Annotated in this window: 10 protein-coding genes; 8 read left to right on the top strand and 2 right to left on the bottom strand. The window is 73.3% G+C overall.

All coding sequences use genetic code 11. The annotated features are described in order from the left end of the window. Positions 1-7 precede the first annotated feature (7 nt). Together ACZ7LE_RS10100 and serA are read left to right on the top strand one after the other, a co-directional pair. A complete protein-coding gene (locus ACZ7LE_RS10100) occupies positions 8-2,278 on the top strand; it encodes a HelD family protein (RefSeq protein WP_470403132.1) in 2,271 nt (756 codons plus the stop codon). 139 nt (positions 2,279-2,417) lie between these two features. Next, entirely contained in the window at positions 2,418-3,656 is a 1,239-nt protein-coding gene (gene serA / locus ACZ7LE_RS10095) for a phosphoglycerate dehydrogenase (protein WP_397393515.1), read from the top strand. A 45-nt stretch (positions 3,657-3,701) separates the two neighbouring features. Here serA and ACZ7LE_RS10090 read toward each other — a convergent pair whose 3' ends face one another. Then, entirely contained in the window at positions 3,702-4,310 is a 609-nt protein-coding gene (locus ACZ7LE_RS10090) for a TetR/AcrR family transcriptional regulator (RefSeq protein WP_470403131.1), read from the bottom strand. A gap of 176 nt (positions 4,311-4,486) precedes the next feature. On the opposite strand from ACZ7LE_RS10090, the gene ACZ7LE_RS10085 reads away from it, so the two are divergent. After that, positions 4,487-5,422 (top strand): SDR family oxidoreductase, encoded by a 936-nt coding sequence (locus tag ACZ7LE_RS10085; RefSeq protein ID WP_470403130.1) that lies wholly within the window; start codon positions 4,487-4,489, stop codon positions 5,420-5,422. On the opposite strand, the gene ACZ7LE_RS10080 is transcribed toward ACZ7LE_RS10085, so the two are convergent. Next, positions 5,392-6,591: a sulfotransferase family protein gene (locus ACZ7LE_RS10080; RefSeq protein ID WP_470403129.1), complete on the bottom strand. Its 1,200-nt coding sequence runs from the start codon at positions 6,589-6,591 to the stop codon at positions 5,392-5,394. The two genes, ACZ7LE_RS10085 and ACZ7LE_RS10080, sit on opposite strands and share 31 nt — an antisense overlap. Positions 6,592-6,768: 177 nt before the next feature. On the opposite strand from ACZ7LE_RS10080, the gene ACZ7LE_RS10075 reads away from it, so the two are divergent. The 5 genes from ACZ7LE_RS10075 to ACZ7LE_RS10055 all read left to right on the top strand — a co-directional run bounded on the left by ACZ7LE_RS10075 (position 6,769) and on the right by ACZ7LE_RS10055 (position 13,397). Further along, positions 6,769-8,064 carry a cytochrome P450 gene (locus tag ACZ7LE_RS10075; RefSeq protein WP_470403128.1) on the top strand — a complete coding sequence of 432 codons (1,296 nt, stop codon included), beginning with the start codon at positions 6,769-6,771 and terminating at the stop codon, positions 8,062-8,064. A 218-nt stretch (positions 8,065-8,282) separates the two neighbouring features. Beyond that, positions 8,283-9,209, top strand: coding sequence for a carbohydrate ABC transporter permease (locus tag ACZ7LE_RS10070; RefSeq protein WP_470403127.1), 927 nt, complete (start codon positions 8,283-8,285; stop codon positions 9,207-9,209). Next, positions 9,206-10,135 carry a carbohydrate ABC transporter permease gene (locus ACZ7LE_RS10065; protein WP_470403126.1) on the top strand — a complete coding sequence of 310 codons (930 nt, stop codon included), beginning with the start codon at positions 9,206-9,208 and terminating at the stop codon, positions 10,133-10,135. The genes ACZ7LE_RS10070 and ACZ7LE_RS10065 overlap by 4 nt, the downstream gene beginning before the upstream one ends. An 80-nt stretch (positions 10,136-10,215) precedes the next feature. Next, the gene (locus ACZ7LE_RS10060; protein ID WP_470403125.1) at positions 10,216-11,529 is read left to right on the top strand and encodes an extracellular solute-binding protein; all 1,314 of its coding nucleotides are present in this window, start codon (positions 10,216-10,218) and stop codon (positions 11,527-11,529) included. Beyond that, positions 11,529-13,397, top strand: a complete 1,869-nt coding sequence (locus ACZ7LE_RS10055; protein WP_470403124.1) for a BNR-4 repeat-containing protein — start codon at positions 11,529-11,531, stop codon at positions 13,395-13,397. Before ACZ7LE_RS10060 ends, ACZ7LE_RS10055 begins: the two co-directional genes overlap by 1 nt. The last annotated feature ends 69 nt before the right edge of the window (positions 13,398-13,466 follow it).

Genomic DNA, 13,466 nt, shown 5'->3' with positions numbered 1-13,466 from the left:
GTAGGGCGTGACGGGAATCGCGGGCGAGCTCGCCCACGAGCAAGCAGTCGTCGACACGATGTACGTCCGCTTGGACACCCTGCGCGGCACCACCGCGAACCGCCTGCGGGACGTGCGCCTGGCGGGGGCCTCGGGCACGCACCAGAACCGTTCCGAGCGGGACGCGTTCGCCACGCTGTACGAGGACCGGGCCGCGCAGCTCGACGCCGTCGAGGACCGGCTGGTCTTCGGCCGGCTCGACCTCGCCGAGGGGTCCGGCGACGGGACGGTGACCCGGTACGTGGGGCGCATCGGGCTGACCGACGCCGAGCACAGGTCGATGCTCACCGACTGGCGCGCCCCGGCCGCCGAGGCCTTCTACCGGGCCACGGCGCTGCACCCGGGCGACGTGCGGCGGCGGCGGCACCTGGTGACCAAGGGCCGTTCGGTCACGGGCCTGGAGGACGAGGTCCTGGACCTCGACGGCGACATCGACGCGGACGCGCTGTCCGGCGAGGGCGCGCTGCTGGCGGCGATGGCCCAGGGCCGCACCGGCCGGATGACGGACATCGTCGCGACCATCCAGGCCGAGCAGGACCGCATCATCCGCTCCGACCTCAGCGGGGCGCTGGTGGTCCAGGGCGGTCCCGGCACCGGCAAGACGGCGGTCGCGCTGCACCGCGCGGCGTACCTGCTGTACGCCCACCGGCGCCTGCTGGAGCGCTCCGGCGTGCTGGTGGTCGGCCCGTCGAGCGCGTTCCTGCGGTACATCGACCAGGTGCTCCCCTCGCTGGGCGAGACCGGCGTGGTGTCCACGACGATCGGCAGCCTGCTGCCGGGCGTCCGCGCGACCGGCGTGGACGAGGGGCAGGTGGCGCGGCTCAAGGGCCTGCTGCTGTGGCGCAAGGTGATCCGCCGGGCGGTACGGGCCCGCGAGCGCGTGCCCCGGCACGACGTCGAGGTGCGGGTCGAGGGGCACGACTTCGTGATCCGCCCGCGCGACGTCGCCGACGCGATCGCGCGCGCCCGCCGCACGCACAAGCCGCACAACCTGGCCCGTGCGTCGTTCGTGCGCGACATGCTCGGCCGGCTGGCCGACCAGTACCGCGACTTCGACGGCGCACCGCTGTCGTCCGAGGACCGCGCCTCGGTGACCGAGGACCTGCGCTCCGACCGCGACGTCCGTGTCGCGCTCAACCTCGCCTGGCTGCCGATCACGCCGGAGAAGCTCGTCGCGGACCTGTACGCCAAGCCGCACCGGCTGGCCGAGGCCGCACCGGAGCTGTCCGAGCGCGAGCGGCGCCTGCTGGTCCGGGAGCCGGGCGCGCCGTGGACGGAGTCGGACGTGCCGATCCTCGACGAGGCGTACGAGCTGCTGGGCGAGGACGACTCCCTGGCCCGGGCCGAAGCCCAGCTCCGCGATGCCGAGCAGGCGCGCGAGGTCGAGTACGCGCGCAGCGTGCTCTCGGCCACCGGCGCGGGCGGCGGCCTGGTCGACGCCGAGACGCTCGCGTCCCGCTTCGCCGCGAGCGGCCCGTCCCTGACGACGGCGGAGCGCGCGGCCGGCGACCGCTCCTGGACCTACGGCCACGTGGTGGTCGACGAGGCCCAGGAGCTCTCCCCGATGGCCTGGCGGGCGCTGGTGCGCCGGGTGCCGACGCGGTCGATGACCATCGTCGGCGACGTGGCCCAGACGTCGTCGGCGGCCGGCGCGCGCAGCTGGGACCGCATGCTCACCCCGCTGCTGCGCGACGGCTGGCGCCTGTCGGAGCTCACGGTCTCCTACCGCACGCCGGCCACGGTGGCCGACACCGCCCAGCGGGTCGCGCGGGCCGCGCGGCTGCCCGTCTCGGACCTGCGGGCCGCGCGCGACGTCGAGGGCTCCCTCGACGTCGTCCCCACGCCGGCCGGCCCGGACGGCCTGCCGGACGACGGCGTCGTGGTCGCCCAGGCGCTCGGCCTCGTCAAGGAGCTGGTGGGCCCCGACGCCGGCCGGGTGGCCGTCGTCGCGCCGGCGGACGGCGTCGCGCGCCTGGCCGACGCCGTGTCCGCGGCGCTGGCCTCCGCCGTCGGCGCCGAGGAGGCCGCGCGCCTGTCGGCCCAGCGGCCGGAGGACGCGCAGGTGACCGTCCTGGCGCCGCGCGAGACCAAGGGCCTGGAGTTCGACGCCGTGGTCCTGGTGGAGCCGGCGGCGATCGCCGAGGGCGCCGGCGGGACCAGCGACCTGTACGTGGCGATGACCCGCCCCACGCAGCGCCTCGTGGTGGTGCACGCGCGCGACCTGCCCGAAGGGTTCTGACCCGCGTCCACCGCGAACGGCCGGCCGTCGGCCCGCGCCCGCCTGCCGTCCCACCTGCCGTCCCACCTGCCGTCCCAGCAGGCGGGACGCGGGCCCGATCCGTTTGTCGCCACCGCTCCCCCTGGCGCACCATGGGTGCGTGCAGCGAGCCCTTCTCCTCGAGAACGTCCACCCCACCTCCGTCCCGATCCTCGAGTCGGCCGGGTACGAGGTCGACTACCGCAAGGGAGCGCTCGACGAGGACGAGCTCATCGCGGCGCTCGACGGCGTCCAGCTCCTGGGCATCCGGTCCAAGACCGAGGTGACGGCGCGGGTGCTGGCCGAGTCCGACAGCCTGGTCGGCGTCGGCGCCTTCAGCATCGGCACCAACCAGATCAACCTGACGGCGGCCGCGCACCGCGGCGTCGCGGTGTTCAACGCGCCGTTCTCCAACACCCGCTCCGTGGTGGAGCTGGCGATCGCGGAGATCATCTCCCTGACGCGCCGCATGACGGAGCGCGACCGCGCCCTGCACGCGGGCGTGTGGGACAAGTCGGCGGACGGCTCGCACGAGGTGCGGGGCCGCACCCTCGGCATCATCGGCTACGGCAACATCGGCTCGCAGCTCTCCGTGCTCGCCGAGAACCTGGGCATGTCCGTCGTCTTCTACGACACCGCGGAGAAGCTGGCGCTCGGCAACGCGCGGCGGCTGGAGACCCTGGACGAGCTCCTGGAGACCGCCGACATCGTCACGCTGCACGTGGACGGCCGCTCCGGCAACGCCGGCCTGTTCGGCGAGAAGCAGTTCGCCCGCATGAAGCCGGGCGCGATCTTCCTCAACCTGTGCCGCGGGTTCGTGGTCGACGTCGACTCGCTGGCCGAGCACATCACGTCGGGGCACCTGTCGGGCGCCGCGGTCGACGTCTTCCCGGAGGAGCCCAAGAAGCGCGGCGACACCTTCGAGTCCGTGCTGCGCGGCCTGCCGAACGTGATCCTCACGCCCCACGTCGGCGGCTCCACCGAGGAGGCGCAGGAGGCGATCGGCCAGTTCGTGGCCAAGAAGCTGAGCGACTACGTGACGACCGGCTCGACGATGCTCAGCGTCAACCTGCCCAACCTCCAGCTCGAGCACACGGGCGTGGGCCGCATCAAGCTGCTGCACCGCAACGTGCCGGGCGTGCTGGCCACCGTGAACCAGATCTTCGCCGACCACGGGGCCAACATCGAGGGCCAGATGCTCGCCACGCGCGGCGACATCGGCTACGTGGTCACGGACATCTCGGACGTGACCGAGCGCGGCGCCTCGAAGAAGCTCCAGGCCCTGGAGTCGACCATCCGCCTGCGGATCCGTGACGCCTTCGAGCGCCCCGAGTTCCCGCCGGGGCCGGCCGCCCGCTGACCCTCCCGGCGGCGCCCCTGGCGCCGCCGGAACCGTTCGCACCGGTCAGGCCGACGACCCGGGCACCGGCAGCGGCCGCACGCCGTCGATCGCGAGGGAGACGAGGCGCACGGCCTCGTCGGCCGCGTCGACGGCCCCCTCGGTGACCAGCGAGACCGCGTTGACGAGCGTCAACAGGTCGATCATCGACGTCTCGCGCCGCACGGCACCGGCGTCCTGGGCGCGCCGCAGCAGCTCGCCGCCGGCGTCGAGCAGCATCTCCCCGCACCCCGGGCCCGACGGCGGGTGCGGCGGCCCCATCATCAGCGACGCCGCCAGGCCGCGGGTGGTCGCGCCGTAGACGGCGACCGCGCGCAGCCACGTCACGAGCGCCTCCCCCGGATCGTCGCCCGCCGCGAGGACGCGGGCCTGGGCGCACAGCGCCTCGACGCGGTCGTGGAAGACCTCCTCGAGCAGCGCCTGCCGGGTCGGGAAGTGGCGGTGCAGGGTGGCGGAGCCGACGCCTGCCTGCCGCGCGATCTCCTCGAGCGACGCGTTCGCCCCGGAGCGCGCCACCTCGGCCTCGGCGGCCGCGAGGATGCGGTCGTAGTTGCGCCGGGCGTCGGCCCGCAGCGGTCGTGCCGACGCCGCCGAGGCGGCCGTGGTGTCTGCCACACGAGCTCCAACCAGTGATCGACCGGGGTGACCCTCCACATCGTAGCCGGGCCGCTCGTTGACAAACGGGGTGCCCCTCCATATGTTGGAGACAACTGGGGTGTCACCCCACTTGAGCGACGGAGATCCCGGCGACGGAGATCTCGGCGAAGGAGATACCTGCGATGGAGATGCTGATGAGCGATGTGACCACCGAACCGCGCGTGGTGCTGGTGACCGGGGCGAGCTCCGGGTTCGGCCGCCTGACCGTGGAGTCCCTGGCCCGGCGCGGCCACCGGGTGATCGCCGCGCTGCGCGACGCGAGCGGCAGGAACGAGCGGGCCGCCGCCGAGCTGACCGCGTTCGCGGACGCCGAGGGGCTGGATCTCCGGGTCGTCGAGCTCGACGTGACGGACCAGGGCTCCGCCGACCGTGCCGTCGCCGACGCCCTGCGGACGGCGGGGCGGATCGACGTGGTCGTCAACAACGCCGGTGCGATCTTCCCCGGACCCGTCGAGGCGTTCTCGGCCGACGAGGCGCAGCGGCAGCTCGACGTCAACGTGCTCGGCGCCCTCCGGGTGAACCGGGCCGCCCTCCCGCACCTCCGGGAACAGGGACACGGTGTGCTCGTCCAGATCGGCTCGGTCTCGAGCCGGGCGACCCTCCCGTACAGCGGCCTGTACGCCGCGAGCAAGGCAGCGCTCGGCAGCCTCACGGAGGCGTGGCGCCACGAGCTGGCACCCTTCGGCGTCGAGTCGGTCGTGGTCGAGCCCGCCCCCTACCCGACCAGCATCGGGACGAACGCCATGCCGCCCGCGGACCCGGACCGGATGGCGGCCTACGGCGACGGCATGGGCCGCTTCGTCGCGGAGCTGACCGGGCGCCAGACCGAGACGGCGGAGGACCCGCGGGCGGTCGCCGACGCCGTGGTCGAGCTCGTCGAGCTGCCCGCCGGCACCCGGCCGTGGCGCACGGTCGTCGCGCCCGAGGCGCAGCGCCAGGCCGTCGAGGCCGCCGGCCGGGCGGCGGACGACGCCACCCGGGCCGTCAGCTCGGACATGGGCGTCGCCGCCTTCCTGGCCTCCGGTCAGCCGACCAACGGTCAGCCGAGGACGGAGGCCGGGATCTTGTAGGCCGAGAACGCGTCGGCCACCTGCGCCTCGTCCAGGCCGTACCGCTCCAGCGTGTACGCGTGCGGACGGTGGCCGCTGCGGTCGAGGGCCGCGGCGAGGTTGGCGTCGTCCGTCGCACCCCAGTCGAGGCCCAGGGTCTCGAACAGCCCGTGCACCACCGCCCCGGGGTCCTTCATCAGGTCGTCGTAGACGACGTCGATCACGGCGTCGTCGGGGAGCTGCTCGCGCAGCGCGACGGCGCGCTCCACCCCGCGGGCGGAGATCTCCAGCCACTCCTGACCGATCCGCTCCAGGTCGATGCGGCCGGGCTTGATGTACATGACCTGCGTCGCCTCGGCCATGGAGCAGCCGGAGGCGACGGTCGCGCCCGGCGCGCGGTGCGTCCAGACAAAGCGCGCGCCGGGGAACGCCCGCAGGATCTCCGGCATCCGCCACAGGTCCATGGGGTGCTTGAGCACCCAACGGTCCGGCGCCTCACCGGCGGCCATGATCTGCAGCGCGTCGTGCAGGAACCGGTAGTCCTCGGTGAGGTCGGCGGACCCGACCCAGTCGAGGTAGCGCGGCGCCGGACCCCAGGTGGCGAACATCTCGGTGTGCGCGCGCAGCATGAAGTCCTCCTCCTCGCTGTCGGCGACCAGCGGGTGCAGGTGACCCCAGGTGGGGCTGAGCTTGGCCACCGTGGCATACCGCTTGCGGGCCTGCGCGATCAGCTTCTCGCGCTCCGCCGCGGGGCGCGGGAGGCCCAGGTTGTCCATCTCCCACAGCTGGGGGCCGCGGTGGCCGGGGTGCCGGGCGATCAGGTTGTACGTGAGCGTCGTGCCGGTACGCGGCAGCCCGACGACGAACACGGGCGCCGTCACCGGCTCGTCCCGCACCTCGGGGCGGCTCGCCTGGATGTCGCGGACGATCGCGCGGTTGGTCAGCCGGGTCCGGATCTGGTCCTGCGTGCTCGACCAGCCCATACCGCTCAGGTCGGGGTTGGCGGCGTGGTCGGCCAGGAGCAGGCGCAGGGCGTCGAGCGCCGCGAGCTCGTCGGCACCGAGCGCGACGCGCCCGCGCTGGGCGTCGGCGAGCAGGCTCGCGAAGACGGCGTCGGGGTCCTTGCGGGTGCGCAGGCCGGGGGCGAGCAGCACGTTGAGGATACGGAGCAGAGGTGTGGCCTGGGGCATAGCGCACATCCTGCCGAGGTGACCGGGCGTCGACAAGCGCCGTGGAGCCCCTTGCCGGATCGTGACCTGCGGCATTGCCACTGGCAAACTCCGACCGCTCGCCGTTAGCATCCCGAGCGAGGGCTTGTGCCCGGCGTCACGAACGACCCGGGGCCGGCCGCCGACGAGAGGGGAAACGTGACCGCATCACCGCCGTCGGGTCCAACGGTGCGCCTGGACGACGTGGCCGACCGTACGCTGCTCGTGGAGACGACGGCGGCGGCCGACGCGAACGCGGTGTACGAACGCCTGCGGGAACGGTGGGGCTCGGTCGCGCCGGTCGACCTGGAGCCCGGGGTGCCGGCCTGGCTGGTGCTGGGGCACTCCGCGGCCGTGGGCGTGCTGCGGGACGACCACACGTTCATCAAGGACCCGTCGATCTGGAACGGGCACGGCAAGGACCTGCTCGGCCCGGCGTCGACGCTGCATCTCGTGCTGGCGAAGACCCCCAAACCCACGCTGGCCGACGCCGACGGCCCCAAGCACGCCCGCCTGCGGCCCCCGGTCGACGACGCCCTGGAGCAGATCGACGAGACCCGGGCCGGTGCGATCACCCGCCGGCTGTGCGGCATGCTCATCGACCGGTTCCAGGACCGCGGCCGCGCCGACCTGGTCGCCGAGTACGCAGCGGTGGTGCCGTTCCTCGTGCTGTCGGAGCTGGACGGTCTGGAGCCTACCCAGGCGCAGCGGCTGCAGGAGATCACCCGGGCGATCTTCGAGGCGGGCGCGGACGCCCGCGCCCTGACCGACGAGCTGCGCGAGATCGTCACCGGCCACATCGCCTTCAGCCGCGAGCGCGGCACACGCGACATCGCCGGCGTCCTGTCCGTGCACGACAACTTCGAGAACGACCTCGAACGGGCCCAGACGCTGACGGCCATCACCGCCGCGGCGACCGAGGCGCTCATGGCGTGGATCGCCCAGACGCTCGTGCTGGTGCTGAGCGACCCGCGGTTCTCGCACCGGATCTCGGGCGGCCGCCTGCACATCGACGACGCGCTCGACGAGGTGCTGTGGCGCTCCACGACCAACCCGAACCTGATGCCACGGTTCGCGGTGCGCGACGTAATGATCGACGACAAGCTGATCCAGCGGGGCGACACCGTCGTGGTCGCCGTGCACGCGGCCAACCACGACCCGCTGGTGCAGTCCGACGACCCGTGGGACACCGTCGGCAACCGCGCCTACCTCTCCTTCGGCGCCGGCGTGCACCGCTGCCCCGCACCACGGCTGGGCCGGGTGGTCTCGCGGATCGCGGTCGCCGAGCTGCTGCAGCGCCTCCAGGTCACGCTCGTCGGCGACCCGGACGACGTCGAGTGGGCCACCAGCCCGTGGATGCGGTTCCCCGCGCGGCTGCCGGTCACGTTCCCCTCCCCGCGCGAGCAGGCACCGCCTCGGCCCCTCTTCCCGACGACGGCGCCGCCGCGCGGGTAGCGCGGACAGACCCGCAGGTCAGCCCGTCGCGCCGGTGATCAGCCGGCACGGCGGGCTCCTCTTTGTTCAGATCATCTGATCGCTTGTGTGATCTTCTGTGACGTCTTCAGTTCCGCAGTTCGGAACGTTCGCGCACGCCGATTGACAGAACCGCACAGAGTCGGCCATTGTTGCGCTCACATCCGGCAGCCCGCCCTCGACGACGAGGAACATCAGCGATGTCCGCTTCACAACTTGAAACTCTTCAGCACACTAGTTCACATTCCCCACCACGGCGGCTCAGCGACGGCCAGTTCGCCCTGCTCCTGCTCCTGCCCGGCGGCGCCCTCCTGCTGGGCGTGGTGCTCTACCCGCTCGTCGCGGCGCTGGTCGCGGCGTTCTTCGAGCAGAGCCTGGTCGTGCCGGGCCGCACGTTCGTGGGCCTGGCGAACATCGTCGACGTCCTGACCGGCGACTTCCCCCGCCTGCTGGGGCAGACCCTGGTGTTCACGGTCGGCACGACGATCTTCCCGTTCGTCATCGGCTTCGCGCTGGCCCTCGCCCTGAACACCCGCATCCGCGGCGCCAAGGTGCTGCGCGGCCTCATGCTCATCCCCTGGCTGGTGCCCGGCGTCGTCGTCTCGTTCCTGTGGATGTGGATCTTCAACGCCAACTACGGCGTGCTGAACGCGCTCCTGGAGACGCTCGGCCTGATCGACGGCGCCGTGCCCTGGCTGGCCCAGCCCGGCACCGCCATGACGGCGGTGATCGTGGCCAAGACCTGGCAGTCCTTCCCCTGGATGATGGTCATGCTCCTGGCCGGCCTGCAGACCGTGCCGCGCGAGCTGCACGAGGCCGCGGAGATGGACGGCGCCGGCACCGTGCGGCGCTTCTTCTCGATCACGCTGCCGCAGGTCAAGGGCATCGTCGGCCTGGTGCTGCTGCTGGAGCTCATCTGGAACTTCCAGCACTTCGACATCATCTACGTGCTCACCGGCGGCGGGCCGGCCGGCTCCACCCAGACCTTCGCGACCGCCGTCTACGAGACCGCCTTCCACGGGTTCGACCTCGGCCACGCCGGCGCGCTCGGCCTGCTCTGGATGGTGCTGCTGATGGGCCTCGTCGTCGTCTACATCCGCTTCTCGGAGAAGGGAGAGGCGAAGTGAGCGCGCTGACGCCGACCCGCACGCCCGCCCCCCGCACGCCGGCCGACGCCGACGCCGCGACGCCCGCGCGGCGCGCCGTCCGTCGGAGCCCGCTGCGCTCCGAGCGCCGCGGCGTACGGATCGCGGCATGGACCACCGTGGTGGTCTTCGGCGGCTTCGCCCTGGCGCCCGTCTACTGGCTGCTCGCCACCGCGCTGACCCCGCGCGACCAGGTGTTCGCCTACCCGCCCCGGCTGTTCCCCGCGACGCCGACGCTCGACGCGTTCGCCGCGCTGGCCGGCAACGAGCAGCTGTTCGTGTACCTGCGCAACAGCCTGCTGGTCTCGGTGCTCACCGCCGTGCTTTCCGTGCTGGTCTCCGCGTACATGGGCTACTCGTTCTCGAAGTTCCGCTACCGTGGGCGCCGGTCCCTGATGTACTTCGTGCTCGCGTCGCAGATGTTCCCGCAAGCCCTGCTGCTGGTGACGCTCTACTCGCTGTTCAGCGCGTACGGGCTGCTCAACACCTACACGGCGCTGGTCCTGAGCTTCACCACGTTCACGCTGCCGCTGTGCGTGTGGATGCTCAAGGGGTTCTTCGACACCATCCCCGACGAGCTGATCGAGGCGGCCCGGGTCGACGGCGCCTCACGGCTGCGGATCATCCACTCGATCGTGCTCCCGCTGTCGGCCCCCGGGCTCATCGCGGCCGGGCTGTTCGCCTTCGTGCGCGGCTGGAACGACTTCATCTTCGCCCTGACGCTCGCCGGCCCTGAGAAGCAGACCCTGCCGCCCGGCCTCGTGAACACCTTCGTCGGCGAGGCGTCCACCGCCTGGCCGGAGCTCATGGCGGCGTCCCTGGTGGTCTCGCTGCCCGTGGCCATCGCCTTCATCGCCCTGCAGAAGTACCTGGTCGGCGGCCTCACCGCCGGCGCGGTCAAGGGCTGACGGCGCGGGTGGCCCCGCCGCCCGCGCCCCGGCCCGTCAGCACCCTCTCGTTCGCCCACCCCTCATCGTGGAGGATCCCCATGCCCGTCTACCCCGCAACCGACACCAACCTGTCCCGCCGCCGCCTGCTGCAGCTCCTCGGCCTCGGCGCGGGCACCCTGACCCTCGCGGCCTGCGTCCCCGAGGCCGGTCCCGCCGCCCCGGAGGCCGCGAGCACCGCGGCGGCCGGGGCCAGGACCGACTTCAGCTTCGCCTCCTGGTCGCTCACGGAGGAGACGGCGGCGCCCGCGATCCGCGAGCTGCTCGGCCAGTACGCGACCGACAACGACGTCACGGTCCGCGAGGTCTCCTACCCGTACAACGAGTACATCAGCCAGCTCACGCTGCAGGTCAAGGGCGGCCAGGTCACGGGTGCCGTGCACGTGGACGTGGCGTGGCTCGGCTCGCTGGCCGCGCTGAACAAGCTGCAGGACCTCGGCCCGCTCGCGCAGGGGGTCGACTACACGCAGGCGGGCCTGCAGGCCGCGTCGTTCGACGGCGTGCAGTACGGCCTGCCGTGGAACATCGGCGCGATCGGGCTGCTCGCCAACGCCGAGCTGCTGGAGAAGGCGGGGATCGCCGAGCCGCCGACCACGATCGAACAGTTCGAGGCGGCGCTGAAGGACCTCAAGAAGCTCGGGGGTGGCGTGGTCCCGTACGCGGCGTCCACCAAGGCGGCCCAGCTGAAGGACGTGCTGATCTGGATGGAGACGTTCGGCAGCCCGCTGCTGGACGGCGGCACGGTCACCATCGGCGACGCCGCCAGCGTGGAGGCCGTCACCTGGTACAAGTCGCTCTACGACCAGGGCCTCATCGCGCCCGACGTCGACCGGTTCGACGCCCGGTCCCTGTTCGCGCAGGGCCGGGCCGCGATCTACGACGACGCGATCGTCGGGCGCGACGCCGTGGTCACCGAGTCGCCCGACAAGAAGCTCGCCGACAAGCTGACCGCCTGGTCGCGCCCGGTCCTGGCGGCGGGCGACACCCCGCGTGCCCTGGTCTGGGGCGGCGCGCTCGTCGTGGTCGACGGTGACGGCGCCGGGACCGCCGCCGACTTCGCGAAGTGGATGACGTCGGACGTCGACGTGGCCAAGCAGTACTTCGCGGCCCGTGGCCTGCCGCCGGCCACGGAGTCGGCGCTGGCCCTGCCGGAGGTGGGGGCCGACGCGTTCGGCGCGCAGTTCGCCGAGCGGATCACCGCCACGGCCACCACCAACCCGTTCTGGGTCTACCCGCAGTACGCCCAGATCGAGACCGTGATCGCCGAGCAGATCCAGGCGGTCCTGGTGGGCAGCGCGGAGCCGCAGGCCGCGATGGAGAAGGCCGGCGCGGCCGCCCAGAAGCTGGTCGACTGATGCGGCGGCCCCACACCCCCGGCCCCCGCGCCGTCACGGCCGCCCTCGCGGCCGCCGTGACCCTCGGCACCGCCCTGCCGGCGTCCGCCGCCGGAGCCGCCGCCGGACCGGTCGACGCGGCCGCGGCGCGGCACGCGGCGCAGGTCGACGAGCTGCCCTTCACGGTCGACTCGTCCAACCAGGCGGGCTGGTGGAAGCCGATCGACGTCGTCGGCGGCGTCACCTACGTGGCGTTCAACGCCCCCGGCCCCACGGCCGCGACGCACGAGGTCCACGTGGCCGCGCGGGGCGCGGACGGCGTCTGGACCGACGGCTGCCTGCGGGCGGCCGACGGCTCGTGCGCCACGTTCGTGGACGACAACGGGCACAACCAGCCCTCGATCGTGGTGGACGGCGCAGGCAACGTGCACGCGTTCGTCTCGATGCACCACGAGCAGTGGAACTACTTCCGCACGACGACGCCGGGCGACGTCACGTCTCTCGTGGACGTCTCGGCGCAGATGCCGGACCAGGACCTGGCCATCACCTACCCGGTGACGGCCCGCGGCGCGGACGGCGACGTCTACGTCATGGCCCGTGCGGGCGCGGACCAGCGCCAGGCCCGCACCGGCAACCTGTACCGCTTCGACACCGCGGCCGGCAGCTGGTCGCGGGTCGCCGTCGTCGCCGACGCCGTGGGGCACTCCTTCTACCCGGACGACCTCAAGGTGGGCACCGACGGGCGCGTGCACGTGCTGTGGGAGTGGGGCCCGTGGCCCGCCGACCCGTCGCGGCACCTGGGCTCGTACGCCGTGTACGACCCGGCCGACGGCTCGTTCCGCGACGTCGCGGGCGCCGCCCTGGCGACGCCGATCACGCCGTCGACGCCGGGGGCCGTCGCCTACCAGCCGTACACGGCGGGCGAGGACATCGGCTCCTACTGGCCCGCCCTGCAGACCGCGAAGCTGTCCGTGCACGGCGACCAGCTCGACGGGATCGCCTACCGGTTCCGCACCGAGGGCGTCACCGCGTTCGACGGCTACGACGTGCGGTTCGCGCACTGGGACGGCGCCGCGTGGCAGCGCGAGACGGTGCTCGACGTCGCGGAGCTCGGGCCGGGCGTCGAGACGTCGGCGGCCATCGAGACGACGTCGGCCGGCGCCACGACGCGGGTCTTCGCCGTGGTGGAGACGACCTCGTGCGTCACGGGCCAGCAGAGCGCCGTCGTGCGCGCCGAGCGGGTGCGCGGCGGGAGCACGTGGCGGTTCGGCACGGTCGGCGAGCCCCGGACGGGAGCCCAGCGGCTGAGCGCCGTGACGGCACCGACCGGCACGGACCAGCTCTACGTCACGGTGCCGAGCGCCGGGCAGCTCTTCCACGCCACGCTCCCCCGCACGGGCGGCACCCCGGCCGGCACCACCGCGGCCGAGGTCGTGGCGGACCTGCGCGGCGAGGCCACCGGAGTGAACGTCGCCCGCGGCGCCGCCGTCACCGTCTCCTCGACGCTGCGCGCCGACACCGGCGGCGAGCTCGCCGTCGACGGCTCCTGCACGGACGCCAGCCGGTGGATCTCCGCCCTCGGCGACACCCAGCCGGTGCTCACCGCCGACTGGGGCACCGCGACCGCCGTCGACACGGTGCGCGTGCGCAGCGGCTACAGCAAGGCGACCGGCACGGCCGACGTGCTGCGGGACTTCTCGGTCGAGCTGCACACGGCCGCCGGCTGGGTGCCCGTGGGCCAGGTCACGGGGAACACGCAGGGCACGGTGACCCTCACGTTCCCGGCCGCCCCGGCGGACCAGGTCCGACTGCTGGTCACCGACCCGTCGGCGTCGGCCACCGACGTCGCCCGCGTCTACGAGGTCGAGGTGCTCGCCGTGGACGGCTAGACCCGCTCCGCCCCCGCACGCCCGCCCCGCACAGCCACCAGCACGCCTGAACAGCACGCCTGAACAGCA

Source organism: Promicromonospora sp. NPDC110617 (assembly GCF_055598465.1).
This window is presented reverse-complemented; position numbering and strand designations above follow the sequence as displayed.

Coding starts and splice junctions, on each gene's coding strand:
- ACZ7LE_RS10080 (WP_470403129.1), bottom strand. CDS start 6,591: ATGCCCCAGGCCACACCTCTGCTCCGTATCCTCAACGTGCTGCTCGCC.
- ACZ7LE_RS10070 (WP_470403127.1), top strand. CDS start 8,283: ATGTCCGCTTCACAACTTGAAACTCTTCAGCACACTAGTTCACATTCC.
- ACZ7LE_RS10055 (WP_470403124.1), top strand. CDS start 11,529: ATGCGGCGGCCCCACACCCCCGGCCCCCGCGCCGTCACGGCCGCCCTC.
- ACZ7LE_RS10085 (WP_470403130.1), top strand. CDS start 4,487: ATGAGCGATGTGACCACCGAACCGCGCGTGGTGCTGGTGACCGGGGCG.
- ACZ7LE_RS10060 (WP_470403125.1), top strand. CDS start 10,216: ATGCCCGTCTACCCCGCAACCGACACCAACCTGTCCCGCCGCCGCCTG.